This window comes from Pseudarthrobacter sulfonivorans (genome assembly GCF_014712225.1).
Lineage (GTDB): Bacteria > Actinomycetota > Actinomycetes > Actinomycetales > Micrococcaceae > Arthrobacter > Arthrobacter sulfonivorans.
This window is the reverse complement of the sequence record NZ_JACXBW010000006.1, coordinates 88,291-113,230: the sequence shown is the minus strand read 5'-3', so window position 1 is coordinate 113,230 and position 24,940 is coordinate 88,291. Positions and strand designations below refer to the sequence as shown.

27 protein-coding genes are annotated in these 24,940 nt (G+C 64.4%); 17 read left to right on the top strand and 10 right to left on the bottom strand.

Annotated features, from left to right (window positions below; translation table 11 throughout):
• Positions 1-165: 165 nt before the first annotated feature.
• The 3 genes from trxB to IAQ70_RS09625 all read right to left on the bottom strand — a co-directional run bounded on the left by trxB (position 166) and on the right by IAQ70_RS09625 (position 2,455).
• Positions 166-1,143, bottom strand: coding sequence for a thioredoxin-disulfide reductase (gene trxB, locus IAQ70_RS09635; protein WP_190989095.1), 978 nt, complete (start codon positions 1,141-1,143; stop codon positions 166-168).
• A gap of 24 nt (positions 1,144-1,167) precedes the next feature.
• Positions 1,168-1,590 (bottom strand): arsenate reductase ArsC, encoded by a 423-nt coding sequence (locus tag IAQ70_RS09630; protein WP_190989094.1) that lies wholly within the window; start codon positions 1,588-1,590, stop codon positions 1,168-1,170.
• Between the two features lie 193 nt (positions 1,591-1,783).
• Positions 1,784-2,455: an arsenate reductase/protein-tyrosine-phosphatase family protein gene (locus IAQ70_RS09625; RefSeq protein WP_190989093.1), complete on the bottom strand. Its 672-nt coding sequence runs from the start codon at positions 2,453-2,455 to the stop codon at positions 1,784-1,786.
• Between the two features lie 46 nt (positions 2,456-2,501).
• On the opposite strand from IAQ70_RS09625, the gene IAQ70_RS09620 reads away from it, so the two are divergent.
• The 4 genes from IAQ70_RS09620 to IAQ70_RS09605 all read left to right on the top strand — a co-directional run bounded on the left by IAQ70_RS09620 (position 2,502) and on the right by IAQ70_RS09605 (position 4,719).
• Positions 2,502-3,242 carry an aquaporin gene (locus tag IAQ70_RS09620; RefSeq protein ID WP_190989092.1) on the top strand — a complete coding sequence of 247 codons (741 nt, stop codon included), beginning with the start codon at positions 2,502-2,504 and terminating at the stop codon, positions 3,240-3,242.
• A gap of 62 nt (positions 3,243-3,304) precedes the next feature.
• Positions 3,305-3,655, top strand: a complete 351-nt coding sequence (locus IAQ70_RS09615) for an ArsR/SmtB family transcription factor (RefSeq protein ID WP_190989091.1) — start codon at positions 3,305-3,307, stop codon at positions 3,653-3,655.
• Between the two features lie 23 nt (positions 3,656-3,678).
• Complete coding sequence (locus tag IAQ70_RS09610) at positions 3,679-4,164, top strand: GNAT family N-acetyltransferase (RefSeq protein ID WP_190989223.1); 486 nt, start codon at positions 3,679-3,681, stop codon at positions 4,162-4,164.
• A gap of 24 nt (positions 4,165-4,188) precedes the next feature.
• Entirely contained in the window at positions 4,189-4,719 is a 531-nt protein-coding gene (locus tag IAQ70_RS09605; protein WP_190989090.1) for a DinB family protein, read from the top strand.
• A 59-nt stretch (positions 4,720-4,778) separates the two neighbouring features.
• Here IAQ70_RS09605 and IAQ70_RS09600 read toward each other — a convergent pair whose 3' ends face one another.
• Both IAQ70_RS09600 and IAQ70_RS09595 read right to left on the bottom strand, forming a co-directional pair.
• On the bottom strand, positions 4,779-5,771 hold the full coding sequence (locus IAQ70_RS09600) for an arsenic resistance protein (RefSeq protein WP_190989089.1): 993 nt from the start codon (positions 5,769-5,771) through the stop codon (positions 4,779-4,781).
• A 2-nt stretch (positions 5,772-5,773) separates the two neighbouring features.
• Positions 5,774-6,235 carry a MerR family transcriptional regulator gene (locus tag IAQ70_RS09595; RefSeq protein ID WP_190989088.1) on the bottom strand — a complete coding sequence of 154 codons (462 nt, stop codon included), beginning with the start codon at positions 6,233-6,235 and terminating at the stop codon, positions 5,774-5,776.
• A 116-nt stretch (positions 6,236-6,351) separates the two neighbouring features.
• On the opposite strand from IAQ70_RS09595, the gene IAQ70_RS09590 reads away from it, so the two are divergent.
• Positions 6,352-6,738, top strand: a complete 387-nt coding sequence (locus tag IAQ70_RS09590; RefSeq protein WP_190989087.1) for an ester cyclase — start codon at positions 6,352-6,354, stop codon at positions 6,736-6,738.
• Between the two features lie 225 nt (positions 6,739-6,963).
• A complete protein-coding gene (locus IAQ70_RS09585; RefSeq protein ID WP_190989086.1) occupies positions 6,964-7,275 on the top strand; it encodes a thioredoxin family protein in 312 nt (103 codons plus the stop codon).
• Between the two features lie 307 nt (positions 7,276-7,582).
• On the opposite strand, the gene IAQ70_RS09580 is transcribed toward IAQ70_RS09585, so the two are convergent.
• From IAQ70_RS09580 to IAQ70_RS09570, 3 genes are all read right to left on the bottom strand, one after another.
• The gene (locus IAQ70_RS09580; RefSeq protein WP_190989085.1) at positions 7,583-8,410 is read right to left on the bottom strand and encodes a hypothetical protein; all 828 of its coding nucleotides are present in this window, start codon (positions 8,408-8,410) and stop codon (positions 7,583-7,585) included.
• A gap of 380 nt (positions 8,411-8,790) precedes the next feature.
• Positions 8,791-12,720 (bottom strand): trypsin-like serine protease, encoded by a 3,930-nt coding sequence (locus IAQ70_RS23165; RefSeq protein WP_343999261.1) that lies wholly within the window; start codon positions 12,718-12,720, stop codon positions 8,791-8,793.
• A 9-nt stretch (positions 12,721-12,729) separates the two neighbouring features.
• Positions 12,730-13,053, bottom strand: coding sequence for a CU044_2847 family protein (locus tag IAQ70_RS09570; RefSeq protein ID WP_190989083.1), 324 nt, complete (start codon positions 13,051-13,053; stop codon positions 12,730-12,732).
• A gap of 304 nt (positions 13,054-13,357) precedes the next feature.
• Here IAQ70_RS09570 and IAQ70_RS09565 point away from each other — a divergent pair, with 304 nt between their 5' ends.
• Positions 13,358-13,939 (top strand): recombinase family protein, encoded by a 582-nt coding sequence (locus IAQ70_RS09565; protein WP_190989082.1) that lies wholly within the window; start codon positions 13,358-13,360, stop codon positions 13,937-13,939.
• Positions 13,940-14,096: 157 nt separating this feature from the next.
• Here the strand turns inward: IAQ70_RS09565 and IAQ70_RS09560 are convergent, their stop codons facing one another.
• The gene (locus IAQ70_RS09560) at positions 14,097-14,816 is read right to left on the bottom strand and encodes a TetR/AcrR family transcriptional regulator (protein ID WP_190989081.1); all 720 of its coding nucleotides are present in this window, start codon (positions 14,814-14,816) and stop codon (positions 14,097-14,099) included.
• A gap of 99 nt (positions 14,817-14,915) precedes the next feature.
• Between IAQ70_RS09560 and IAQ70_RS09555 the strand changes: the two genes are divergently transcribed.
• The 7 genes from IAQ70_RS09555 to IAQ70_RS09535 all read left to right on the top strand — a co-directional run bounded on the left by IAQ70_RS09555 (position 14,916) and on the right by IAQ70_RS09535 (position 18,758).
• Positions 14,916-15,719 carry a DUF4386 domain-containing protein gene (locus IAQ70_RS09555; RefSeq protein WP_190989080.1) on the top strand — a complete coding sequence of 268 codons (804 nt, stop codon included), beginning with the start codon at positions 14,916-14,918 and terminating at the stop codon, positions 15,717-15,719.
• Between the two features lie 5 nt (positions 15,720-15,724).
• Positions 15,725-16,318: a hypothetical protein gene (locus IAQ70_RS09550; RefSeq protein WP_190989079.1), complete on the top strand. Its 594-nt coding sequence runs from the start codon at positions 15,725-15,727 to the stop codon at positions 16,316-16,318.
• Positions 16,315-17,274: an NAD-dependent epimerase/dehydratase family protein gene (locus tag IAQ70_RS09545; RefSeq protein ID WP_190989078.1), complete on the top strand. Its 960-nt coding sequence runs from the start codon at positions 16,315-16,317 to the stop codon at positions 17,272-17,274. The genes IAQ70_RS09550 and IAQ70_RS09545 overlap by 4 nt, the downstream gene beginning before the upstream one ends.
• A gap of 21 nt (positions 17,275-17,295) precedes the next feature.
• The gene (locus tag IAQ70_RS22695; protein ID WP_223859719.1) at positions 17,296-17,505 is read left to right on the top strand and encodes a hypothetical protein; all 210 of its coding nucleotides are present in this window, start codon (positions 17,296-17,298) and stop codon (positions 17,503-17,505) included.
• On the top strand, positions 17,506-17,805 hold the full coding sequence (locus tag IAQ70_RS22690) for a DUF2306 domain-containing protein (protein ID WP_223859794.1): 300 nt from the start codon (positions 17,506-17,508) through the stop codon (positions 17,803-17,805).
• Positions 17,775-17,990 carry a DUF2306 domain-containing protein gene (locus IAQ70_RS22685; protein WP_223859712.1) on the top strand — a complete coding sequence of 72 codons (216 nt, stop codon included), beginning with the start codon at positions 17,775-17,777 and terminating at the stop codon, positions 17,988-17,990. The genes IAQ70_RS22690 and IAQ70_RS22685 overlap by 31 nt, the downstream gene beginning before the upstream one ends.
• Positions 17,991-18,293: 303 nt before the next feature.
• Complete coding sequence (locus IAQ70_RS09535; RefSeq protein ID WP_190989077.1) at positions 18,294-18,758, top strand: phage tail protein; 465 nt, start codon at positions 18,294-18,296, stop codon at positions 18,756-18,758.
• Between the two features lie 489 nt (positions 18,759-19,247).
• Here the strand turns inward: IAQ70_RS09535 and IAQ70_RS09530 are convergent, their stop codons facing one another.
• Positions 19,248-20,078 carry an IclR family transcriptional regulator gene (locus IAQ70_RS09530; RefSeq protein ID WP_190989076.1) on the bottom strand — a complete coding sequence of 277 codons (831 nt, stop codon included), beginning with the start codon at positions 20,076-20,078 and terminating at the stop codon, positions 19,248-19,250.
• Positions 20,079-20,228: 150 nt separating this feature from the next.
• Here IAQ70_RS09530 and IAQ70_RS09525 point away from each other — a divergent pair, with 150 nt between their 5' ends.
• The 3 genes from IAQ70_RS09525 to IAQ70_RS09515 are packed head-to-tail and all read left to right on the top strand — an operon-like array spanning position 20,229 to position 24,909.
• Positions 20,229-22,979, top strand: coding sequence for an alpha-L-rhamnosidase (locus IAQ70_RS09525; RefSeq protein WP_190989075.1), 2,751 nt, complete (start codon positions 20,229-20,231; stop codon positions 22,977-22,979).
• Positions 22,976-23,968, top strand: a complete 993-nt coding sequence (locus IAQ70_RS09520; RefSeq protein ID WP_190989074.1) for an alpha/beta hydrolase — start codon at positions 22,976-22,978, stop codon at positions 23,966-23,968. Before IAQ70_RS09525 ends, IAQ70_RS09520 begins: the two co-directional genes overlap by 4 nt.
• Positions 23,965-24,909, top strand: coding sequence for an alpha/beta hydrolase (locus IAQ70_RS09515; protein WP_190989073.1), 945 nt, complete (start codon positions 23,965-23,967; stop codon positions 24,907-24,909). The genes IAQ70_RS09520 and IAQ70_RS09515 overlap by 4 nt, the downstream gene beginning before the upstream one ends.
• Positions 24,910-24,940 lie beyond the last annotated feature (31 nt).

Genomic DNA, 24,940 nt, shown 5'->3' with positions numbered 1-24,940 from the left:
CTTTCATCCGTAGTGGTGGTGCGATTGTGGTTGGGGAGCACCTGCCGGCCGGTGGGCCGGCAGGCGCCCGGGGATGGTGGTTAGCAGCAGTCCTCGTCGTCACAGCAACCTGAGTCGCCGCAGCATCCGTTGGTCATGAAGCTCACCCCCTCCCGTGTTCCCGGTTTAGGCGTGGATGGGTTCTTCGACTAACGCCGTGGCGATGCTGTCCGCGTCGTCCAGGGCAGCGAGGTAACGTTCGGCGTCCAGGGCCGCGGCGCAGCCGGTGCCGGCGGCCGTGATGGCCTGGCGGTAGCGGTGGTCCACGGCGTCGCCGCACGCGAACACCCCGGAAAGGTTCGTGACCGTGGTGGGCGCGTCGACCTTGATGTAGCCCCCGGCGTCCAGGTCCACCTGCCCTGCCACCAGTTCGGTCCGGGGGACGTGGCCGATCGCCACGAAGATCCCGGTGGCGGCCTGCTCGCGGGTCTCCCCGTTGCGGGTATCGGTGAGGGTCACGCCGGTGACCTTGGTGTCGCCGTGGATGGCGGTGATGGCGGAGTTCCAGGCGAAGCTGATCTTCGGGTTGTCTTTGGCCCTCTGGGCCATGATGCGGGAGGCCCGCAGTTCGCCCTTGCGCACGACGACGGTCACGGACTTCCCGAATCGGGTCAGGAAGGTTGCCTCCTCCATGGCGGAGTCCCCGCCGCCGACGACGATGATGTTCTGTTCGCGGAAGAAGAACCCGTCGCAGGTGGCGCACCAGGACACGCCGTGGCCGCTGAGCTTCTTCTCCTCGGGCAGGCCGAGTTCCTTGTAAGCGGAGCCGGTGGCCAGGATGACCGCCGGGGCCTGGTGGGTTTCCCCGCCGCCGGTGACCACGGTCTTCAGGTGGCCCTTCAGGTCAACGGAAGTGACGTCGTCGAATACGACCTTGGCGCCGAATTTCTCGGCCTGTTCCTGCAGCCCGTCCATCAGTTCGGGCCCCTGGATGCCGCCGGGGAAGCCGGGGAAGTTTTCCACCTCGGTGGTGTTCATCAGGGCACCTCCCGCGGTGACCGATCCGGCCAGCACGAGTGGTTCGAGGCCGGCGCGGGCGGCGTAGATGGCTGCGGTGTACCCGGCGGGGCCGGAGCCGATGATGATCAGCTGTTCGTTGCTCATGGGCGTGTTCCTTCAGGGGCCGGGTTACTTGGCGGCCGGGATCAGGGAGTCGATCAGGCCCTCGATGCGGGTCTTGATCTCATCGCGGATGGGGCGGACGGACTCGACGCCCTTGCCGGCCGGGTCTTCCAGCACCCAATCCTCGTAGCGCTTGCCCGGGAAGTACGGGCATTCATCGCCGCAGCCCATGGTGATCACCACGTCGGACTCCTTGACGGCTTCGGTGGTGAGGACCTTGGGGACCTCGGCGGACATGTCGATCCCGAGCTCGGCCATGGCCTCAACGGCGGAGGGGTTGATCTTGTCGGCGGGCTGGGAGCCCGCGGAGCGTACCTCGATCTGGCCCTTGCCGTGGGTGGTAAGGAACGCGGCGGCCATCTGGGAGCGGCCGGCGTTGTGGACGCAGACGAACAGGACGGAAGGCTTCTTGGCGGTTTCGGTGCTCACGGGGTCACTCCTGGATCAGTTGGTGGATCGGTTCGGGTTGAAGCCGTCGCGCCCACACATCTGCGTCTTGATATTGATGTTGATCGATGTATGGAGTATCGGACGATTGATTGATGATTGTCAATATATAGAGCGGTGCTCCCGCGGATTCCTTTTGCCTGGCTGGGTTCACCAGCAGACGGAACGGCGCTTATCAGGCGGCGTGCAGCCGGGGCGCGAGGTCGTTGATGCGGTGGGAAATGTCGTTGAAGGCGTACTCAAAGGCCTCCTCGGTGTTGATCCGCAAGGGGTCCGGCACCGACCAGTGGACGGCGCGGAAGTTAGTGATTTCCTCATGGGCGTTATCGCAGACAGTGACGACGAAATCACCGCCCGTGATGCCATCCAGTTTCCGGGGCGGAACTTCCGGCAGGTCCATGCCATGGCGGCGTGCCACATCGATGGCGCCCTGGGCGATGCGGTCAGCCGGGTGGGTCCCGGCGGAGGTGGAGGGAATGTCGCTGACCTGGCGCCAGAGGGCGGCGGCCAACTGGGAGCGTGCGCTGTTCCGCGTGCAGACAAACAGGATGCGGGTGGCGGCGTGTTCGATGCCGGGCGCTAGTCCTTCCAGGGCGCCGGCGGCCAGGCGGATGTAGCTGCGGCGCTTGTCCGCCTCGGAGCGGTGCCGGGTCGCCAGGCCCGCTCCCTCAAGGGCGCGCAGGTGGTGGGACAGCAGGTTCGAGGGCATGCCCAGTTCGGTCTGCAGTTCCGTGGGCGAGAAATCGCCGAGCGTCAGCAGGTCGACAATGCGCAGCCGCGCCGGATCGGCGAGGGCTGCATGCTTGGCGACCCGCGACTGGAACACATCTGCTGATTCAGTACTCATTGAGTCAATTTTGACTGAGTTAATATCTTGAGTCAAGCTTGGTGCCATGACTACAAACCAGCCTCCGTTGTGGCGCCGCGCCGTCGCCGAACTTCTGGGCACCAGCCTGCTCGTGACGATCATCGTGGGTTCAGGGATCATGGCCCAGCAGCTTTCCCCCAACGACGTCGGTCTGCAGCTGCTGCAGAACAGCACTGCCACGGTGCTGGGCCTGACGGTCCTGATCCTGGTCTTCGGGCCGGTCAGCGGAGCGCACTTCAACCCCGTCGTTTCGCTCGTGGACTGGCTTCTGGGCCGGCGCAGCGGCAGGGGCCTGACCCTGCCGGAGCTCGGGGCGTACATTGTCGCCCAGGCGATCGGGGCCATCAGTGGCTGCGTGGTTGCGAATGCGATGTTTGAGGTCGGAACGTCGATCTCGGGCAAGGACCGTGCCACCGGCGGGCACCTGCTCGGTGAAGTCGTTGCCACCGCCGGTCTGATCCTGCTGATCTTCACCCTCGCGGCCACCAAGCGGGGTGTCCTGGCCGCACCGGCCGTCGGCGCCTACATCGGGGCCGCATACTGGTTCACGTCCTCGACTTCCTTCGCGAACCCCGCCGTGACGGTCGGCCGGATCTTTTCCGACACCTTCGCCGGGATCGCCCCTGCCTCCGTGCCCGCGTTCGTCCTAGCGCAGCTCATCGGCGCCGCGGCAGGGCTGGGTCTGGTACTCCTCTTCTTCCCCTCCGCCGGCCGCGCCGCCGATAACGTGGTGCTCCCGCACGAGGCGGACAAGGTAAAGTCCTAGCCCCGACAAACCGGCGCCCCTGCGCTTATTGATGGATGTCAATATAAGCGCATAATGGGTAGATGAATTTGCTGCCCGTTCTTGAGCCAACCACGGACACCACCTGCTGTCCGCCGGCAGAAGACACTGCCCTGGGCGTCAAGGAGGCCAAGCAGCAGGCGCTGGTTTTCAAGGCCCTCGCTGACCCGAACCGGCTCCGACTGCTCTCCATCATCAAGGCCTCCCCCTCCGGGTCGACCTGCGTGTGCGACCTCACGGAGCCTTTGGACCTGGGCCAGCCGACAGTGTCCCACCACCTCAAAGTCCTGGTCGAAGCGGGCCTGCTGCAACGCGAAAAGCGCGGCACTTGGGCCTACTTCTCCCTTGCCCCCGGCGCGTTGGACCGCGCAGCAAACCTCCTGGCCAACCTGTGACGCCCACACTGACCGTGCGGGCCATGGAGCCGGCGGACTGGCAACAGGTGCAGGGCATTTATCAGGAAGGCATCGACACCGGGAACGCGACGTTCGAAGCGTCCGCCCCGGATTGGGAGCACTTCGACCGGTCCAGGCTCCCCGGGCACCGCCACGTGGCAGCCTCTGCCGACGGCACGGTCGTGGGCTGGGCGGCGGTCTCGCCCGTATCAGCCCGCCCGGTATACGCCGGCGTGGTCGAACACTCCGTGTACGTCGCATCCTCTGCCCGGGGACTGGGCATCGGCGAAGCCCTGCTCCAGGCACTCATCGAGTCGACCGAGAACGAGGGCATCTGGACCATCCAGGCCAGCGTCTTCCCCGAGAACGAAGCAAGCCTCAAACTCCACCTGTCCACCGGCTTCACCATCGTCGGCCGCCGGCAGCGCATCGCCCGCATGACCCACGGGCCGCTCAAGGGCCAGTGGCGTGACACCCTCCTGATCGAACGCCGCTCACCCGGCATCTAAATCCAGCCAGCGCCGGGAGGAAATGTGGAGCCGACAAAGGACGAGATCCTTACCGGATACGGACGGGCACGGGACGACCTGGATAGGTGGCTGGCCGAGGCCACCGCCGCGGACCTTCGCAGTAAGAGCAACGGCACGAAGTGGACCAATGAAGAGCTGCTCTTCCACATGGTTTTCGGCTACATGGTGGTCCGTGCGCTGCTTCCGCTGGTCCACCTCATTAGCCGTCTTCCCGCGCCCGTCGGGAAGGGGTCCGCCGCGCTCCTGAATGCGGGCACGCGCCCTTTTGACATCATCAATTACTGGGGCTCCCGCAGCGCAGCGGTGTACTTTAACCGGCGGAGGATGGCCCGGAAACTCGAGAAAACCATCTACGCCATCACCCGCACCCTGGAGCGCGAGAGCCCAGCGTCGCTGTCCAGGTCCATGGCGTTCCCGGACCGGTGGGATCCATTCTTCGCGCCCAGCATGACGCTCAACGATGTCTACGCGTACCCGACAAAGCACTTCGACTTTCATGGCCGGCAACTCAGCCTGACCCGCCCAACCCCATAAACTGCACGACTGCCGGTTACCTGATCGGACCCGCGTTCTCAGCTGGTCGTCGCCCCTTTTTACGACTGTGCGCTGGTCAGATGATGTGACTCGTGCTCCGGCACGATGATAGGAACGATGCGTACCAGGACGACCATGGCAACCAGTTCAACGAGTGTCTGGGTGACGACAGCCAGCGGGGCGATGCTCAGCGCCGGCGGCAGGGCCAGGGCCAGTGGGAGGACGACGAGGGAATTGCGGGTGGTCGTGGAGAAGATAACGGCCCGGGTGCCCGGGACGTCGAGGCGGACCGCCCGTCCTGCAATTTTTCCAATGATGACGGCCATGACGACGAAGGCCACGTAGAGGGGAATAACACGGGTGAGATTGAGGACCTGGGAGCCCACTGCCGCGATCTGTGATCCGATCACGACCGCGAGAGTGACCATCATCAGAGGCACCATCGCACCAGCCATGACCTGCTCTATGGCTTGACCTGCACGGTGGCGGCGGGCGATAGCCTGCACTGTGGCGGCGGCGGCCAGGGGCAGCACGATCAGCAGGAGGAAGGCTTCGATGAACGGGGCGACGTCGATCACGTTGAGAACATCGCCGCCGGCGAAGAGGAACAGATAGACCGGAAGCATGAGGATCTGCACCAGCATCAGCAGCGGGGTTGCGGCGAGCAGGCGGGCGCTGGCGCCGCCGCCGATCCCGCTGAAGACGATGACGTAGTCGATGCATGGGGTCAGCAGCACCAGCAGGACGCCGAGCATCAGCCCGCGGTCGTCCGCGACAAAGCGGGAAAGCCCGAACACGACGGCAGGGACGATGATGAAGTTCCCGACGAGCACCGTCCCCAGGAAGCGGATGTCACGGAATGCTTTGCCCACCTCGATCAGTGGGACAGCGAGGAACGTGGCAAACAGCAGCAGGATCAGTACCGGTTCGATGGAATGTTCCAGGGCCGGTGCGAGCTGCGGCGCAGCCAGACCTACCGCCGCCCCAGCCAGGATCGCGGCCATGTAGAGCAGCACCTGGTGTTCGTCCCACCAGCCGATAATGCGGTTCATGATCACCGTGTTCCTTTGATGTCTGTCGTCTGTGGTTCCGTTGTCTGCGTGCCGCATGTTTCCCGATGAGTGCCGAGGAGTGCGCATTCGGAGCGGCAGGATCGTCCGCTGTCCGGACAGGCACCAACCCTGGCCACTGCCGCGTCGAGCCGGTTACGCAGCAGGCGCAGACCCGCAAGGCGTTTATCGACCTCAAACAGCCGCTGCTGCAGTTTTGGGTGAAGAACTTCACGCACCTGAGTGCAACTCTCAGCCTCGATGACGGTCAGAAGATCCACAATTTCAGGTAGCGACATATCGAGCTGCTTGGCAGCCTCAATGAACGACAGCTGGCCGAGCGCACCAATGTCGTAGTCCCGGTATCCGTTAGTGCCGCGCTTCGCTGTGAGCAGCCCTACCGATTCGTAGTAGCGCAGCGTCGTAGCAGGGACCCCCGACGCTGCCGCCAGCTCTGAAATTCGCACGCTGCTTAGCATAGACCTTCGAGTGCACTTGAAGGTCCACCCAGCACGAGTCTCTAGCTGGAACTGTGGGCGGTGTGGGACTGTAGCAGCATCAGATGCGGTCCTATGGTTGACGCATGAGCGGGACGGCCGAGCACAACAAGCGCGTTGTTTCCATGCTGGTTGAGGCCATCAGTCGTGGGGACCTGGCAGCCTTTGGCGAGCTTTACACCGCAGAGGCTGCCGCCAAAGCCCGTCAGTGGGTCCGACCATTTCTGGAGTCTTTTCCCGATGTCAGGATGGATGTCGTCCATATGGTCGCCGATGGCGACACCGTCGTCGCCAGGCTGCGCTGTTCTGGTACTCACCTCGGTGTCTGGCGCGGGCATGCCCCGACCGGCAGGCGCTTTGAGCGGGTTGACGAGGTGTACTTTTTTACTTTCCTGAATGGACAGGTCAGTGACAGCTGGGGCATCGAGGACAACCTCAAACGCTTCCGTCAGCTAGGCCTCGCACTCCCGTAAGCGTCTCATTTCCCGAGTGGTTCGAGACTGGGAAGTTGCGAACACCCGGAAGTTACATGGACACCCCCCATGGGAAGCGTTGAAAGCCATGTACGGCCGCCGCTGGCTGGGGACGGTGCCGCGGTGGCAGCTCCCGAGGACTGGACGGTAAAGGTATGGGTGCCTTCGATGGGGTCCCCGTGGCGAGGACACCGTCCGCTGCCCAGGGACGGGGAGAATGAAATCATGAGACTCGAACTGCTGCACATCGATGAATGCCCCAATTCGGACCGGGCACATGAACGCCTGGAAGAAGCGCTGGCCGTCCTGGGACGGAGTGAAGTCAAGGTGAACATGCGGCTACTGATCACACCCTCGGACATCGCGGGCAGCGGATTTGCTGGATCACCGACTATCACCATCGAGGGGGCCGACATCTTCCCTGCCGGAGCCGCGGCCGATGATCTCGCCTGCCGGGTCTATCACACACCCCATGGCCTCTCGGGACTGCCAACCCTTGATCAGCTAATCGAGGCGCTCAGGGACCATGGCCTCTGACAGCCAACACACCTGCACCTGTTGCGGTAGAACCATGAGCCGCAGGAAACTCCATGCCCTTGGTACGGCACAGACCTACATTTGCCGGCGATGCGGCCTGTGGGTAGCCTTCAGGCTTCGGTCTGACCGGCCTTCAGCGGGCTAACCCAGGAAGCATACGGGTTACGAGACACCTTCGAGAACAACCCAATTGATCTCTGCATTTATCAGCGTGACCAAACGACTCCCCGAACTCACAGCGGACTCACAGACTTTCGACGCGGAGCTTGTAGAGCAAAGCACCCTTGTAGGCACAGGAGTGCAAGTCTCATGGTGTCGTCGGCGTAGGAGTAGGTTTCGGTTCCGTTGTTGTGGACGTAAGCGTTCGCAAATCCAACAAAGACGCCGCAAAAAAATCGCCCTCCCTTATCTCTCCCCCGGAGAGGGCAGCGTATGCGCAGACAAAGGTGAACTTATCTCCAGCTATGACCAGGTTATCGCTAACCTTCGCCGTGCCGGTACGATCAGGTCCGGCCTCGCCCCACTGCAGGACACGTGAACCGGTAGGAGGGACATCGAGGGAAGGAAAACTCGACTCGCGGCAGGGGTCCAAAGTCGAATCTTCCCCAGCAGAAGAACCAATTCCGTAAATACGGAGCAGCATTTTTTCGGTGCTTCTTAAGGCGGCGGCCGTAGCTTCGGATGTGACGGTGACGGCACCGGAGGATGATTTAGCGGCTGACAGAGACAGGCTTGGCATGTCCCGAGAATGCAAACTCCGGGCACCGGTCTGCAAAACACCGATCATGCCCGCAACGATGATAACCGCGGAGAAAATCGTGACTACAGGAGTCGCCCGCTGAGTCCTCGGAAATAGAAGCAAAATGACAGGCAGTGCTGCCCCGACGATTACCGCAGTGATGGACCAGGCCGTTCCCTCGGGATCATTGCGAACCATCCTGCGCAAAAAGTCTTCTTGTAGGCCCAGGGCCGCGACGATGGAAACGACAACCGCTAGCGCGCCTGAAACGGCCACCCAAACGCCAGCAGGAGGTTTGCCTGGCGTTTCGTCTACCTTGGGAGGTTCAATGTCTTGCTGGCTCGTCGATGGCAGGTGGGGTTTCGTGCGGAGGACCCTGATCCAATGCGAGAGCATTTGCCGTCTCCTAATCAATCAGCGCCATTGCTGCCCCCTAAACACAAATCATCCTCCGTCGAATAAAAACTGGCAAAGGTAATGACTGGGCGGCGCGTCCGTAGAGTACTGACAGTGCGTCCCGGTGTCTTGAATCTCTAGCGTTTTGAGGCACGGAGGTTTCGAGACACATTAAGTCCGACTTGGAGAAGGGTTTGCTGTCCGTAGGGGGATCCATCACCGCGACGCATGCATGGAAGAGGACGAACTCTGACTGCTAAAACGAGCGACTGGACGGGGGAGGTGGCCATCCTGGGCGAAGTAACGCCTTGAGGGTCCGGACACTTGACTAAGGGGCTGCCAAAGCTGTCGCGCAACCCATTCTTATGTTGAAATTGAGTTCAGTCCCATTTGAAGTGTGCAACAGAATGTCCCGTTGCTACGGCGAGGACAGAGTCGCCCAAGGCTATTGCCCGGACTTCTGCGAGAAAAGTCAGCTGGTTCCCGACAGGAGCGCCGTACTCATCCCAAACGCGCACGCTCCCATCCTGCCCCACGGAGACGATAACGTCCCGGCCGCCTAGCCGCCCCACCGCCAGCGCAAACACCGAGTCCTGCTGAGCTACCAGCGGCTTTCCAATGGGAGCGCCTTGCTCATCCCAGACGCGCACGGTCCCATCCGCCCCGCCAGAGAGTACAACGTCCCGACCGCCCAGACGCCCCACTGCCACCGCGTACACCTCACTCTGGTGACCTCTTAGCGGGTTTCCGATGGGGGTGCCGTGTTCATCCCAGACGCGCACGCTCCCGTCCCAGCCAGCGGAGACAAGAACGTCGCGGCCGCCCAGACGCCCCACCGCCAGCGCATACATCCAGCCTATGTGACCGCTTCGTGGCTTACCGATCGGAGAGCCGCGAGCATTCCAGATGCGTATGCTTCCATTCCATCCGGCAGCGACAACAACGTCGCGGCCGCCCAGAGGAGCTACAGCTAACGCCACCACCTTACTTTTGAGGCCTTTAAGCGGGTTTCCGATGGGGGTGCCGTGTTCGTCCCAGACGCGCACGCTCCCATATTCCCCGCCTGAGACAACGACGTCACGGCCATGCAGACGCCCCACCGCCACCGCGTAGACGCTCTCCCGGTGGCCTTCCATCGGCTTCCCAATGGGGGCGCCGCGTTCATCCCAGACGCGCACGCTCCCATCCCTCCCGCCAGAGACAACTACGTCACGCCCGCCCAGACGCCCCACCGCCACCGCGTACACCGTGTCCCAGTGGCCTTCCAGCGGATGTCCGATGGGAGCGCCTTGCTCCTCCCACACGCGCACAATTCCATCCGCCCCCGCGGATATAACAACGTCGCGGCCGCCCAGACGACCCACCGCAATGGCATTCACCTCATTCTGATGGCCTTTGAACGGGCTCCCGACGGGAGCGCCGCGTTCATCCCAGACGCGCACGCTCCCATCCCTCCCGCCAGAGACAACTACGTCACGCCCGCCCAGACGCCCCACCACCACCGCGTGGACGCTTTCCCGGTGGCCTACCAGCGGCTTCCCAATGGGAGCGCCGCGTTCATCCCAGACGCGCACGCTCCCGTCCCAGCCAGCGGAGACAACTACGTCGCGCCCGCCCAGGCGCCCCACCGCCACCGCGTGGACGGTTTCCCTGTGGCCTTCCAGCAGCTTCCTCCCAATGGGAGCGCCGAGCTCATCCCAGATACACAGGCCGGGGCCCCATCCGGCAGAGACGACAACTTCCCTGCCACCCAGACGCCCCACCGCCACCGCATTCACCCCGTTTTGGTGACCTTCCAGCGGTTTGCCGATGGGAGTGCCGTGCTCATCCCAGACGCGTACGTACCCATCCCATCCGGCAGAGACGAAAACGTTGTGGCCTGCCAGGCGCCCCACCGCGTAGACACCTTCCTTGTGGCCTTTGAACGGGTTCGCGATGGGAGCACCGTGCTCATTCCAGATACACAGGCTGGGGCCCCATCCGGCTGAGACAACAACTTCCCTGCCGCCCAGACGCCCGACCGCCACCGCATTCACCCTGTATTGGTGACCTTCCAGCGGTTTGCCAGTGGGGGCGCCGTGCTCATCCCAGACGCGCACGCTCCCATCTGCCCCACCAGAGAGAACAACATCAGCGCCGCCCAGACGCCCCACCGCCACCGCCGCTACCGTGCCCGTGTGGCCGGTGAGTAGCTGGTGCGACTGGCCGAGGCTATGAGCCCAAGTGACAGCCCAACCCCGTGATTTCTTCAAATGTACGACGATACCTAGGTGCGCCGCAGTGAGACTCAGCAGGTCAATTCGCTCTCGACCGGGCGGCAGACGCATAAGGTGGCCAGCGGCACGAATGAAGGTGTGCCCTATGGGGCTTTTGCGCACATTGTCGTCTTCCAGAATCACGCTGGTAAGTAGGGCTGAATTGCAGTGTGCCAACACCTCAGAATCCGTGAGAAACTCGGCAAGCTGGCCTGCTTTAAGGGCATGGGCAGGGGCATGGGTTAGTGCGTAGTCATCGGCTCGGGCCCAACCGCCGACCTCGCTAACGTGGGCGAGGATTGTCTTGTAGATCGCGGCGGCGTCCCTCCGGTCGCTGGGATTAAGGAGCTCGTCCGTAAGGGCCTGATGGAACAGCCGCGTAATTCCACCTACACCATCGGTGCTTGTTTCGAGCAGGAAGTCGGCAACAGCACTGGTCTTGAAGTCGCGCAGGGACGCGGGCCCTGCCTCATAGTGCAAAGCGTTTGCGAACCCGAGCCACAAGTCATCGGAGATACCCGAGCCTTCTGCGTGGGCCAACGCGGTGAGCAGTCCCCTAGTTAGACGGGCCATGGCCTCAGGCTGCCGATCGATAACCTTATCCAGAGCCTCCCCGATCTTGGCGGGCAACTGCCTTGGGTCAAAATCGGGCGCATCGGGATCAACGACCGGCAGGTTTTCCGAGAGGAAAACAGCGGTCAGAGCTGCGACGAGATAGTTTTTCGCGGCGCGGTCTGCGATGGCTTTAGCCAAGCGGTAAGTCAGTTGCTGGTCCTCTCTGTAGCGCGGCCATGCTCCGTCAGCGGGGTATGGAAAGTCGGCTTCTTCCTGGGTAAGCAAACTAGCGGCGAATGTCGCCAACGCTATGGGATCGAAATAGGGATCGGAGTCTAAGTCCATGAGGTTGGAGGCCTGCGCCCCGGGAACATTCAGCAGGGAAAGAAGAGCTCCGTTCACACGAGTCCTGCCAGCCGCACCTGGCCTTGTGGCGACCACTACTGCCACTCCAGGCACCCCTGCCACACCTGCCAAAGTCCCGGCGATTTGCTCCGCATCCCGGTGCGTCGCTGCTTCATCCAGAGCATCCACCATCACCGCCAAGCCGCGTGCCGGGACACCTCGCTGCAGGCCCACCAGCACATCCTCGTCCCGGTCGAGATCCATCACCTGACGAACACCGTCCAGGAACTGAGGGTAGGTGGCCGAGCGGGCGTGAAAGACCAGACCCGCTCGGAGTCCCAGTCTTTCCCCTAGTAGGGCGGCCCGACCCAGAACGGCTGACTTCCCAGCCCCCGGCTGTCCTGTCAGCACTAAGGGCCTACCAACCTCATGCCCGGTTTCCAGCCACTCGCTGATTTTCGCCAGTGCCGCTTCGCGCCCAGTGAACAAGTCACCTTCCCGGGCGTCGTTGGAAAGGTGCCCAAGGGCGCGTCGGGTTACGTGTGTCCGGGCTTCTTCTCCGGCGAAAACCCATCGAGTGGGTAGCCCCTCGAAGATCTTGCTTATGCCGCGTATTCCCAGGAACCGGTCAAACCTCCCTGCTTCCGATCCTTCGGTAAGGATCCCAACCAACTCGCCCGTGGCATCATCCACTACTGGACCACCCGAGTGGCCCTTGAACGATCCGGTAGCATCCTCCCAGTCCAACTGGCGGTACTCGCCTCTAGCACCGGCAGGGCCGCGCACACGGAATGAGCGCCATACCCCGTTAGCCATGCGCTCCGCTGAAGGAAACCCCATTACTCGCACGTGGTCGGGCAGCCTCCGCTCGGGTGCCGCAACTTCCACGGGCGGCGGCAAAGAGACAGCCAATCCTTTCGGCAGGGCCACCATGGCAACATCAGCCTCGTCCGGTACCTTGCAAGTGCACTGGTGCAGCACGCCAGTGGCGAACCGGACAAAAACCGTAGGCATCGATCCGCTCTTGGCATGGAGGACGTGCGCGGCAGTGAGCACACGTGCCCCACCGATCAAAACACCAGAACCGATTCGTTTCTGGCGGTCATCTAAGATCTCTGCGGTAGCCGCCAGCACCTGCTGTTCCCACCCCGCCATCACGCGACCTCAGGAACCGGATCCCCGGCCACTGGCCCACTTTAAGGTCAGCTTCACTGAACCGCTGGCAGTGGACTTCGCGAAGAACCAGCCGACTTCACCGGAAAGGCCTACCGCGACTTCCAAAGAGATTTCATCGGGGTTGAGCGAAGCCCGCAATTTTTTCGCCATGACGGCCGCAGCTTGGGCAACTCCTTCGAGACGCTCCGTGGTCGCTTCCCCTGCATCTTCGACGTCTGGGCTTCCCGAATGCATCGAAACTAAATCGCTCTCCGCAGCTTCGAACAACGCTACAGAACCGTCCTCGAGTTCGACCCGCAAGAAATCCGCCACGTCGCTATCCTTTCGATCGAACCGGCTTTCATTATACGAACGTAAGGGCTGACGCAGACAGCACCCTAGGGCGAGGTTAGCTCCTCTCCACACAATTGCAAGGGGTCCCGCACGAAAGAAGGGTCGCATAACCCTTGGGATGCGAGGCGTCTCAAGGCAGAGGAAAGCAACGCGTCCGCAGGTTCTGGTTCCTGTGCAATCACATGGCTTTCCCAGCACCAGGCCATTCTCATAACTATGTCTCGAAACCCCTTGGTGGAATCGGCATACTAATCATTAGTTACGAGACACATTCGGAGGCAGCATGTCGAAACTTATTGGCTATGCACGCGTTTCGACACGGCAGCAATCCACCGACCGGCAACGGGCAGATCTACTCGCCGCCGGCGTTCGACCCGATGACCTATACATCGACCATGGAGTCTCCGGGGCGCGTGCTTCGCGACCAGAGTTCGATCGGGCACTCGACGCGCTCATCCAGGGTGACACCCTCGTCATCACGACTTTGGACCGGCTCGGCCGATCCACCCAAAACATGCTCGCCTTCGCCGATGAACTCCGCGGCAGGGGCGCCGGTCTGCGGGTGCTGAACCTGGGCGGAGGTGACGTCGACACCGCAACACCGATGGGCGCAATGTTGTTCACGATCATGGCCGCCCTCGCGCAGATGGAACACGAGATCAAGCGCGAACGCGTCGCGGACTCCATTAACAAGCGTCGCGAGGCTGGCCTCGGACTTGGCGGCAGGCCCCGCCGGGTCACTGATAGCCAGATTCAGAATGCTGTCCGCCTGGTTGAAGGCGGCGACCCCGCTGCGCAGGTTGCCCGCGATCTCGGAATGTCCCGAGCAACGTTCTATAGACGGTCGCGAGCACTTAAGGGCTAGCCGCAACGCGCCATGCTCCCTGAAGGCGAGACCAAGCCACCACGGAACGCCGCAAAGGAGCGATTAGGTCCAGCAGGCCAACGGTGCGGAAACCGGCAAACCCAGCTGTGAAAAAACCGCCATTCTCGACTAACAGTCACAGGGACCATGCCGTTAGTTAGCTGGCAAGTGCGTTGGATGTGCCCGCCTCTGCAATGGGCACTGCAGTGATGCCGTCGAGCACTTTGCGGAGCCCCCACATGTATTGCTCAGTGGATATGTAGCCGGCCATTGTCCCTACTGCGGCGGCGGACAGCGGGTGGGTTTCGGGCGGGATGGCGGAAAAGCCGGCTTGGCGTGCTGCTATCCGTTCTGCTTCCGGCGGCAACCTATGTGTTCCGCCGGACTCCGCGACTTCCAGGGCTATCGAGCCGAAGACGTAAACGATCAGCAGATAGGCCGCCTTGGCGGCGTCCCACGGCGTGAGGCCGGTATCCACGAAAATCCCCATGAGGCGTTCGTTCAGGGCCAGTGCGTGCGGGCCGTTCATCGGCCCGCCAATCATCAGGTTGACCGCGCCCGGGTGCGCGGTGAGGCGTTCCCGCAACTCCAAGGCGAGAGCTTCAATTCGTTGGCGCCATGGCATGTCGCGGTCCGCGAAGACCGCATGGTCAACCAGCCCGAGCAGGTGCTCGACAATTGCCTGAACCACCGCGGCTTTGTCAGGAAAGTAGGTGTAGACCGCGTTCGGGGCGACGCCGACCCGCGCGGCGATGCCCCGGATGGACGCTGCCTTCATGCCGCCCTCATCCAGAAGGTTCAGGGCGGCCTCCAGGATCTCCTCCTCCGTGAGGGTACGCCGGGGTCCGGGCCTGGATTTCCTGGCTGGTGACGTCATCTTTTCGGATCCTCTGTTGACAATTGGCTGTACGGCGTACAGTGTTTGTACATCGTACACCATTGTACGGTGTACACCATTCTCGGAAGGACAGACGCCATGACAACCACTGACACAGGCAGGAAGCTCCTACGGGTTACAGGGGCACTGTTCGTCGTGAGCGCCCTCGCGTTCGCCGCGGCTGCCACAACGTTGTCGGTGACGTTTGACTGGCCCGACATCCTGCGGGAGCCGGCCAGCGTTGTGCTGCCGGCCTTCGCGGCCGGCGGACCCGGGCTGGTCTGGACCTGGTTTGCGACGGCCTGGACGTACGGGCTCCTTGCCGTACCACTCCTGCTGCTGCCCGTAGCTCTCGGCCTCCGTGATCATCCGGCCATGACGGTCGCCACCTACGTCGGTGCCGCTTCTGTGCTCCTGTCCCTGATCGGCTTCCTGCGCTGGGTGTTCGTCGTTCCGCCCCTCGCCGGCTCCTACGTCACGGGAGATTCAACGACACGTGCGGCGGTGGACGCCGCCTGGACTGCGCAGCACCAGTTCGGCGGGGCGCTGCTCGGAGAACACCTGGGCCAGCTGCTTGTCATCGCGTGGTCAGTCACACTCAGCGTGGTCATCCTGCGCAGCGGGATTCTCCCGCGCTGGCTCGGCCTGGGCGGGTTCCTCGTCAGCATCGTCTACCTGCTGAACCAGGGCGACATCCTTGCCACGGCGGTCCCTGGATTCCCCGTCTGGGACCTGGCCGGCCTCCTCGGCAGCACCGGCTGGGGATTGTGGGTGGCCGCACTGGGCGTTTGCATCCTGATCCGCTCCACCCGCGGCAGCCGCCCCGCAGCCACCACCCCCGTTGCTCCCACCCCTTCAGCACCCACAGCACCCCGGCAGCCGACGCCCGGCACAAGGAATTGATCCCCGTGAACCGCATCAAAGCATCCCGGACGACGTTCCTTCGCGGCTGGTTACTCTGGACCGCCGGGTTCCTTGCCCTGCCGCTGGCCGGGTTCGCCGGAAGCGCGGTCATAGGACGGGTGGACGGCCCACTGGCTGCCCTGGCCGGCGGAGCCATCGCCGGGCTCATCATCGGCGGCGGCCAGACACTCACGAGCAGCCGCCGGATGCAGGCCCGCAAGTGGATCCCGGCGACAGCTGTCGGCATGAGCGTAGGACTGTTCCTCGGCGCCGCCGCCGTCAATTACCGCACGACCCTCGCCGATCTTGCCCTGATGGGCGCCATCAACGGACTGGTCCTCGGTTCCGCCCAGGCATTGGCCCTGCCCCGCCATGCGCACGGGCGCTGGATCTGGGCAGCAGCCATGCCAGCGTTGTGGGCCCTGGGGTGGACTGTCACTGCCCTGTTTATGATCCAGGTCGGCCAGCAATTCATCGTCTTCGGCGCCAGCGGAGCATTCGTCGTCACCGCGATCACCGGACTCCTGCTCCACGCCATCCTGCCGTCCCGGGCAAGGGAGCGGCGTGTCGGACAGGCGCCCTCGGCGGCAACAGCATGAGTACGGGATTGCACGTCATTTTCGGCACCGGAGCCATCGGTCTCGCGACGTTCGATGCCCTCCGGCACCGCGGTCAGACCGTCCGGCTCGTGAACCGGTCAGGACAGGCACGCGTTCCCGATGGCGTGGAAGTTGTCGGCGGGGATGCCAGCCGTCCCGCATTCGCCATCGACGCAGCCCGCGGTGCCACCGTCGTCTATCAGACCATGAACCCGCCGTACGCCAAGTGGGCCACACAGTTCCCCGCCCTGCAATCCGGCATTCTCGCCGCCGCCGAAACCACAGGCGCCCGCCTGGTCAGCATGGAAAACGTCTACCCGTACGGACGACCCGACGGCCACCCGCTAACGGAAACCCGCGCCAACAACGCCCACACGAAAAAAGGCCAGCTCCGGGCCAGAATGTCGCAAGAACTCCTGACGGCCCACGACGCCGGCCGCGTTCAGGTCGCCATCGGCCGCGCCTCCGACTACTTCGGCCCCCGCGGCGGCGCACAATCCAACCTCGGCGACAGGGTCTTCCCCGCAGCCCTTGCCGGGAAAACCGCCAATGTGCTCGGCGACCCGGACCAGCCCCACACGTACACCTACATCCCGGACATCGGCGAAGGCCTCGCGGTCCTCGGCGAACACCCCGACGCCCCGGGAGAAATCTGGCATCTGCCCAACGATCCCGAAACCCGCACGACAAGAGAACTTGTCGACACAATCTACAAACTCGCCGGCCAGCCCCGCGCCAGGCTCCGAGCCCTGCCGCCGCTGCTCCTGCGCGGTCTCAGCCTCTTTAACCCCACCGTCCGTGAACTCCTCGAAATGCAGTACCAATTCGAGGAACCCTTCATCGTCGACAGTATGAAAATCGCTGACAAGCTCGGTCTCAAGGCGACCCCCATGCATGAGGCCCTCGCCGAAACACTTCTGAGTTACCGACCTGATAAGTCCTCGGCCGTCCGATGACACCAACCAGAGAGCCAAACCGTGACAACTGCAACCATTCCCCGCTCCCGTAACAACCCCCGTACCCGATGGCTCGTGCCCGCCGCCCTGATCTTCCTCAGCTTGGTCCCGATAATCGCAGGGGCGGGGCGCCTGACCGAATTAGCCGCGGGTCAGACGACGCCGGACAACGCGCGCTTCTTCGACTCGCCGATCCCCGTGCTGATCCACATCCCCGCCGTCACCGTCTAGCTGCTGCTGGGGGCGTTTCAGTTCGTACCCTCGCTTCGCCGGGGCAAGCGCGGCAGGACCAGCTGGCACAAGATTGCCGGACGCATCCTTGCCGCCACCGGCCTGCTTGCCGCCCTGTCCGGCCTGTGGATGGCAATCTTCTACGACCTCCCGCCCCTGGACGGCACGCTTCTCCTCGTCCTGCGGCTGGTCTTCGGGTCCGCCATGGCGGCTTTCATCGTCCTGGGATTCACTGCCGTGCGGCGCCGGGACTACGTCCGGCACAGTGAGTGGAGTCCCGCGCCTACGCCATCGGCATAGCCCAGGGAACCATCGTTGTCGTCACCATTCCCTGGATTCTCCTGGTAGGACCGATTGACGAGCTGACACGGGCACTGCTGATCGGGGCATCGTGGGTCATCAGCCTGGCCGTGGCCGAATACTTCATCTACCGGCGCGCCCACGGACCCGCACGAACGCCGCGCGCTTCACTCCGGCCCGCTTAGGGCACCGGAACCAGTACTGACGGACGCATGATGTATCTGTCCGGGCGGACACGTGCCATGGGTGGCCATTGGAATTCTTAGTCATGCCACTGTGGCGCCGTGGCAGGAGAAAGTAGGCCAGACCTACCGTGGCTACCTTGAGCTCCTCAAGTTTGCCGGGGCGCGCCTCCAGACGTGTCCGGACATGCGATGAAGTTACCCATCTCATCTCCCGTTGACGGCTGGGCTAATGGGTCGTCCTGCTCCACCAATAGTCCTACCAGTCTGCGACGATGTGCGAAGGAAACTTTTCCAGGAGGATGTATGCCGTACACAGTTGATTTCAAGAACGTGTCCACCGTTGGTCTGGAGTCGTCACCCGTTGCGGAGGCGCTGGCGGGGCTGCGTGCCAACGAGGCGCGCTACTTCAAGAACAAGTACGACCACGATTTCACGGTCACGCCCGCAGGGGACGCGCCGGAGACGCTCGACTGGATCCACGGGATTCTCTCCAGCGAGCGCAATATCGCCATCTCCTCCCGTCCGCTTGAGGTTTCATCCTTCGAGGTGGCCAGCACCCGGATGGCCTACGTGTTCTACGAGTCCGGCCTGTCCATCAACGTGATGTACGGAATCGAGGACGGAAGCAAGCGGGCGGTAGGGTTCAAGCTCTCCGACGGCATGGAAGTTCCGGAGGAGCTGGCGTCAAGCTTCAAGTTCGCGCGCCAAAAGTCAAAGCTCGCCGGCACCATCCGCGGCTCCTACTTCGTGATTAAAGGCCGGTACTGAATCCCGGACAAGATGTCGCCATGCCCTCCTGTTTCACCTTACGAAGCCTCACGTCGCACAAAAAAGCAGATGGTATCCAAGGAATGAGCAAGGCTTAGGGGTCTTGCCTACGCCGATACTTCCTCGTTATGGGTTCGGGGTCGTCCCGGTAGGCCTTTCGCCAGCGCAAAAAGTTATACCCTTCACGCCAATACTCCGCCAGCCGGCGGAACTCCCTCAGGTCGCCTTTAAAAGTTCCAATCCACGGCCGACCGGAGTTGCGTAAGAACTGGATCTCCCGCCGGTCAGGCGCTCCCGGGATCCGCCCGGTCCGCGTCCCTTTGCTCCTTTGCAACTTCCGTATCGTCTCCTGATCCATTGGGATAGCGTACTTCGAGATTTCGTTCATGGAACGCCGCCAATGACCAAACACTTCCACCAGAGCAACCGTGCGAAAACCGCCAAACCGGCCTGTGAATGGCCGCCATTCCCGGTTGATAGTCACAGAGATCACCCCTCGGAGTGCGTCCTTACGTCGGGGCTGAGCTCGGCAAGGTGGCCCAGGTTCCTGGAGACGGCGCGCGCCGTGGCGCGGACCGCCGGCGCCAGCACGTTGGGCGGGGTGGAACCATCAGGGACCACGATGGACAGTGCGGCCACCACGGATCCCTGCGCGTCATAGATCGGCGACGCCACCGAGACCGTGCGCGAGGGGGCTGAGCGGCGGATCATGGCAATCCCGGTGCGCCGGACATCGGACAGGGTGCGGCGCAGCTGGCCTTCGGGCATAGGGTCCACTCCGGGTTCGTTCTCCGGCGGCTTCCGCAGCGTGGCCTCCTGGAACTGCTGGTCCGCGCCGGCCAGCAGCACCAGCCCGACGGCGGTTGACCGCAGTGGAGCGCGCCCGCCCACGCGGTACGCGACTTCGGTGGCGTCCTTCGAGGACAGCCGCTCGATAAGCACGGCCTCTTCGTTGTCGCGGACGGCCAGCAGCACGTGGTGGCGGGTCACTTCGAAGAGGTCCTCGAGGTAAGGCAGCGCGATCTCGCGCACCCCGTGGCCGCGCGGCGACAGGGATGCCACCTCCCACAGGCGGACCCCGACGACGTACCGGCCGTCGTCGAGCCGTTCCAGCGCACCCCACGCAACCAGCCGGGCGATCAGGCGCAGCGCGGTGGGCGCGGGCATCCCGGCGTGACGCGCAAGTTCCGAGAGCGTCAGCGCCCGACGGCGGTCGGAAAAGACCGCGAGCAGGCTCAGCGCCCGGTCAATGACCGGTTCGCCCTGCTTGGGCCGCTTCCCGCGGGCTGGAGTCGTTTCTGTGTCCAAAGGGACAGTCATGGCCTGTGGTCCTTGCGCCGTTACGGGTTCGGACCGCAGTCCGTGAGCTAGAGCACAATACCATTCCAACCAATGAAAGTAGGGTGTATGGGGGTGCCGGCCGGAAACGAAGCTGGAACTCCAGCCATCCCACCTTCAGGAGCTTCCTGCATGACCTCCACCAGTCTCGACGCCGGCGTTGAGGAAACCCTCCTGGCCCCGGCCGCGCCCGCCCGGCTTCGCGTGGAGCATCTCCGCGAGGCGATAGGCATCACCACCACCGAGCCGCGGCTCAGCTGGGCGGTGCCTGAAGGAACGGGGTCGGCCGCCACAACAGCGCAAACTGCGTACCACCTCACAGCGACCAACGGCTGGGACACGGGCCGGGTTACGTCCGGGCGGTCCCGGGTTCCGTACTCCGGCCCGGCCCTACAGTCGCGTAGCCGGTTCGAGTGGCGGGTGCGGACCTGGACCAGGAACGCCGACGGCACGGAAACTGAAAGCGCCTGGTCTGAGGCGATGCCCGTGGAGCTTGGGCTGCTGCACCCCTCGGACTGGACCGCGCAATGGATCGGCCCGGACGAGCCTGAAGTTCCTGCCCCCGGCGCACGCCCCGGCTATGCCCTGCATAAGACCTTCACCCTGGACGCAGCACCGGAAACAGCCCGCGTCTACGCCACCGCGCACGGAATCTACGAGCTCTTCCTCAACGGACAGCGGGTAGGCGACCAGCAACTCACACCGGGCTCTACCAGCTACAACACCACCCTCCAGGTCCAGACCTACGACATCACCGCACCGCTGCGCCCCGGCATCAACACGGTAACCGCAGTCCTCACCGACGGCTGGTACCGCGGAACCTTCGGGTACACGCGCGACGCCGACATGTACGGCACGCAGACGGCATTCCTCGCGCAGCTGGAACTGGTGTCCGGGGACAGCAGGACGGTCATCGGCACCGACTCGTCGTGGTTGGTGTCCGCAACGGAGATCGTCAGTGCGGACCTGATGGGCGGGCAGCGGATCGACTTCCGCATGCCGCACGCTCCCGACGGCAGCGCACCTCCGGCGAGTGCCGCCGTCGTCCGCGACGGCAGCTACGGAACGCTGACCGGTCCGGTGGCGCCGCCCACCCGGATCGTGCAGGAGCTCGCTCCGGTCTCCATCGCCCGCCTGGCTGACGGACACCAGGTGGTGGACTTCGGCCAGAACATCCACGGCTGGGTGCGCCTCACCAGGCTCGGTGCGGCAGGGGAGACGGTCACCCTTGTCTACGGCGAGGCGCTGGATTCCAACGGCGATGTCACGCAGGACCACCTGCGCCCGCATGACTTCAAGCGCCCCGGACAGTTCCTGTCCGCCGGGCAGGTTGATGAGGTGACGGCGACGGGCGGTCCGGGGGAAGTGTTCGAGCCCCGGCACACAACGCACGGGTTCCAGTACGTGTCCGTGCGGGGCCTCCCCGTGGACCTGGCGCCGGAGGACATGACGGCATGCCTGGTCCAGACCGACCTGGAGCCTTTGGGCACTTTCACCTGCAGCGACAGCCGCCTGAACAAACTGCACGAAATCGTGCAGTGGAGCCTCCGGGGCAACGCCTGCGAGGTCCCCACCGACTGCCCGCAGCGGGAGAAGGCCGGCTGGACGGGGGACTGGCAGCTGTTTGTGCCCACGGCCGCCTACCTTTACGACGTGACGGGATTCTCCCGCAAGTGGCTCAACGACGTCCGCGCCGACCAGTGGGAGAACGGCGTCATTGCCAACATCTCGCCGTCGCCCGGGCCGGCAACCACCGCCGCTGACTTCATGGCCTTCGTCAACGGCTCGGCGGGCTGGGGCGACGCCATCGTGATGGTGCCGTGGGAGCTGTACCTGGCCACCGGAGACGCCGGGATCCTCGCCGAGAACTGGGACGCGATGACGCGCTGGCTGGACTTTGTCCGGACCACCGCCGAATCTCGCCGGCACCCGGTCCGCGCTGCTGCCGGCCCGGTCCCCGCGAATCACGAGAAGTACCTCTGGGACACCGGCTTCCACTGGGGCGAATGGATGGAACCGGACGGCCCGGAGCCGGACCTGTTTGCCGCCCGCTCAGCCGATCACGGCATCGTGGCCACCGCCTACTACCGGAACTCCACCGCGCTGATGGCGAGGATCGCCGGCGCCCTCGGCCACAAGGAAGAAGCCGCCGCGCTCACTGAGCTCTCCGAGAACGTCCGGCAGGCCTGGGAGGCGGAATACGTGGACGACGCCGGGCAGGTCACCGAACCGAGCCAGGCCAACTGCGTCCGCGCGCTGGCCTTTAACCTTGTGGGCCCCGGGCGGCGCGCCCCCGTCACCTCCCAGCTGGTATCGCTGATCCGGGCTGCCGGCACCCACGTGGGCACGGGCTTCCTGGCCACGCCCTACCTGCTGCCCGTCCTTGCCGACAACGGTGAACTGGACCTGGCCTACGAACTCCTCATGCAGGACTCGGAACCCTCCTGGCTGGCGATGGTGGACCGCGGCGCCACCACCATCTGGGAGCTCTGGAACGGACTCGACGCCGACGGCACCCCGCACCAATCCCTGAACCATTACAGCAAGGGTGCCGTGGTGTCGTTCCTCCACCGCTATACGGCCGGCCTCAGCCAGGCGCCCGGCAGCGCCGGCAACGAGCGGATCATTATCGAGCCGCGCCCCGGGGCTGCGCTGACTTCTGCGGCCACTTCCCATCGGGGCCCGCAGGGCCTGATTGAGGTGCAGTGGACCATGGACGACGGCGGGCTGCAGCTTCGCGCTGCTGTCCCGCCGGGGACCACCGCCGAAGTCCGCCTCCCCGGCGGGCGTGCCGCCGTCGTCGGATCCGGAACCCATCACTTCACTGCCGCAGCCAGCTGCGAAAATCCCGAAAACCCACAGCTCGTAAGGAGCACACTATGAGTGTCAACGAAGCCACCGAGGTCCACGAAACCGGACTGCCCGATACCGCCCGGCCGGGCGGCGTCAAGGTCCCGCCGTTCCCTGTCTACGACGCCCCGGGCGTTCCCGAAAACGTCTCGGACGTCTCGGCCGTGCACCGGGAAGTCACCTATGCCCGGGCCATCGGCTTCCGGCCGCTCAAGATGGACATCTGGCTTCCCCGCCAGGCAGCCGGATCCGTGCCGCTGGTGGTGTGGGTCCACGGCGGCGCCTTCCAGCTTGGTGACCGCCGCGAGCTGCCGCCCACTTTCGAACCGAACTCGGTGTTCCGCCTGCTCAACGAGGCGGGGATTGCCTGTGCCACTGTCGATTACCGGCATTCCGTGGAGGCACCCTTCCCGGCGCAGCTGCACGATGTGAAGGCCGCAGTCCGCTATCTGCGGGAATTCTCGCAGGACCTGGGTCTCGATCCGGACCGGTTCGGGGCGTGGGGCGAATCCGCGGGCGGCCAGCTGGTCGCGATGCTGGGACTGACGGGAAGCCGGGAAGACCTGCACGGCGGCCTCGGCGCGCAGGGGCACTCCAGCAGCATCAGCGCCGTCGTGGATTTTTACGGGACCTCCTCACTCGCCCAGATCCCGCCCAGGGACGAACTGGCCGGACTGTTCCCGCCTGCGTTGACTGCGGCGGTGCCGGCCGGGATGCCGCTTCAGCCCGGACCCATGCTGGTGGGCGGCTCGGACGATCCCGCGCTCCTGGCCGCGGCCAGCCCGGTCAGTTACGTGACCGCCGGCGCGCCGCCGTTCCTGCTGATCCACGGCGACAGCGACGGCCTGGTGCCCCATGCACAGACAGACCTTCTTGCCGCCGGACTCGCGGAAGCCGGGGTGGAGCATGAAGTGGTCACCATCAAAGGCGGGGACCACTGCTTCTTCGGTGCGGAGGACCAGGTTGATGCCATCCTTGCTGCCGCCGTCGGCTTCTTCTCGGACAAGCTGGGCAGGCCATGACGGCCCGGCAGCGGGACTCCTACTCTGCTGCCGACGACGGGACGCTGGCACCCGACGCGGGCTTCGCCGAATACCTCGCTGCCCCCGAAGGCCCGGAAACCCTCGCGGGACAAGTGGGCCCCCATGTCCCCATCCGCACTGTCACCGCCGATGGCCGGCACGGGCCGGTGGCGATCCGGATTTATGGCGAGGCGGGCCGCGCGGACGGACCGGCGCTGGTCTGGCTGCACGGCGGAGGCTTCGTCAGCGGTGGGCTGGACATGCCCGAATCGGACTACCTGGCACGGGTGCTGTCGTCCGCCGGGACGCCGGTCCTGTCCGTGGACTACCGGCTGGCCCGCGACGGCGTGCACTTTCCCGTGCCCCACGACGACGCCCTCACCGGCTGGTTCTGGGCCCGCAAGAATGCCGCCGGGCTCGGCCTGGATCCGGATCTCCTGTGCCTGGGCGGGGCCGGCGCGGGCGGCAACCTCGCCGTGGGGGCAGCGCTGTACCTGACCGACGCCGGGAAGCCGCTTCCCGCGAAGCTCCTCCTGGCCTACCCCTTCCTCCACGCCGAGCTGCCGCCGCCTGCGGGCGGACTGGACGCGGACGTGATGGCCACCCTTCCCAGGCACCTGCGCTTCACCCTCGAAGACTGCCTACGGAACGCGGAGAATTACGTCGGCGGCCCGGTGAGCATGGCATCCTCGTATGCGATGCCCGGCTACGCCGACCCGTCCGGGCTGCCCCCGACGGCCATCGTCGCCTGCGAGTACGACGACGTCCGCGGCTCGTCCGAGCTCTTCGCCGCCAACCTGGAGCACGCCGGGGTTGCGGTGTCCTTCTTCCTGGCCCGCGGCGCAGTCCACGGCCACCTCAACCACGCGGCAGGCAGCCCGGAGGCGCAGCCGGTCCTGGATTTCCTGGCACGGGAACTGGCCTCGGCGAAGGCTGTCTGACGGCTCGGTCAGGGCCGGGCAGGGATTCTCC

Excerpts from the sequence above, each read along its gene's own strand:
- IAQ70_RS09565 (WP_190989082.1), top strand. The coding sequence starts at position 13,358 with ATGTCGAAACTTATTGGCTATGCACGCGTTTCGACACGGCAGCAATCC.
- IAQ70_RS09555 (WP_190989080.1), top strand. The coding sequence starts at position 14,916 with ATGACAACCACTGACACAGGCAGGAAGCTCCTACGGGTTACAGGGGCA.
- IAQ70_RS09520 (WP_190989074.1), top strand. The coding sequence starts at position 22,976 with ATGAGTGTCAACGAAGCCACCGAGGTCCACGAAACCGGACTGCCCGAT.
- IAQ70_RS09530 (WP_190989076.1), bottom strand. The coding sequence starts at position 20,078 with ATGACTGTCCCTTTGGACACAGAAACGACTCCAGCCCGCGGGAAGCGG.
- IAQ70_RS09610 (WP_190989223.1), top strand. The coding sequence starts at position 3,679 with ATGGAGCCGGCGGACTGGCAACAGGTGCAGGGCATTTATCAGGAAGGC.
- IAQ70_RS09600 (WP_190989089.1), bottom strand. The coding sequence starts at position 5,771 with ATGAACCGCATTATCGGCTGGTGGGACGAACACCAGGTGCTGCTCTAC.
- IAQ70_RS09535 (WP_190989077.1), top strand. The coding sequence starts at position 18,294 with ATGCCGTACACAGTTGATTTCAAGAACGTGTCCACCGTTGGTCTGGAG.
- IAQ70_RS23165 (WP_343999261.1), bottom strand. The coding sequence starts at position 12,720 with ATGGCGGGGTGGGAACAGCAGGTGCTGGCGGCTACCGCAGAGATCTTA.
- IAQ70_RS09585 (WP_190989086.1), top strand. The coding sequence starts at position 6,964 with ATGAGACTCGAACTGCTGCACATCGATGAATGCCCCAATTCGGACCGG.
- IAQ70_RS09625 (WP_190989093.1), bottom strand. The coding sequence starts at position 2,455 with ATGAGTACTGAATCAGCAGATGTGTTCCAGTCGCGGGTCGCCAAGCAT.
- IAQ70_RS09590 (WP_190989087.1), top strand. The coding sequence starts at position 6,352 with ATGAGCGGGACGGCCGAGCACAACAAGCGCGTTGTTTCCATGCTGGTT.
- IAQ70_RS09525 (WP_190989075.1), top strand. The coding sequence starts at position 20,229 with ATGACCTCCACCAGTCTCGACGCCGGCGTTGAGGAAACCCTCCTGGCC.
- IAQ70_RS09560 (WP_190989081.1), bottom strand. The coding sequence starts at position 14,816 with ATGACGTCACCAGCCAGGAAATCCAGGCCCGGACCCCGGCGTACCCTC.
- IAQ70_RS09620 (WP_190989092.1), top strand. The coding sequence starts at position 2,502 with ATGACTACAAACCAGCCTCCGTTGTGGCGCCGCGCCGTCGCCGAACTT.
- IAQ70_RS09515 (WP_190989073.1), top strand. The coding sequence starts at position 23,965 with ATGACGGCCCGGCAGCGGGACTCCTACTCTGCTGCCGACGACGGGACG.
- trxB (WP_190989095.1), bottom strand. The coding sequence starts at position 1,143 with ATGAGCAACGAACAGCTGATCATCATCGGCTCCGGCCCCGCCGGGTAC.
- IAQ70_RS09615 (WP_190989091.1), top strand. The coding sequence starts at position 3,305 with ATGAATTTGCTGCCCGTTCTTGAGCCAACCACGGACACCACCTGCTGT.
- IAQ70_RS09580 (WP_190989085.1), bottom strand. The coding sequence starts at position 8,410 with ATGCTCTCGCATTGGATCAGGGTCCTCCGCACGAAACCCCACCTGCCA.
- IAQ70_RS09545 (WP_190989078.1), top strand. The coding sequence starts at position 16,315 with ATGAGTACGGGATTGCACGTCATTTTCGGCACCGGAGCCATCGGTCTC.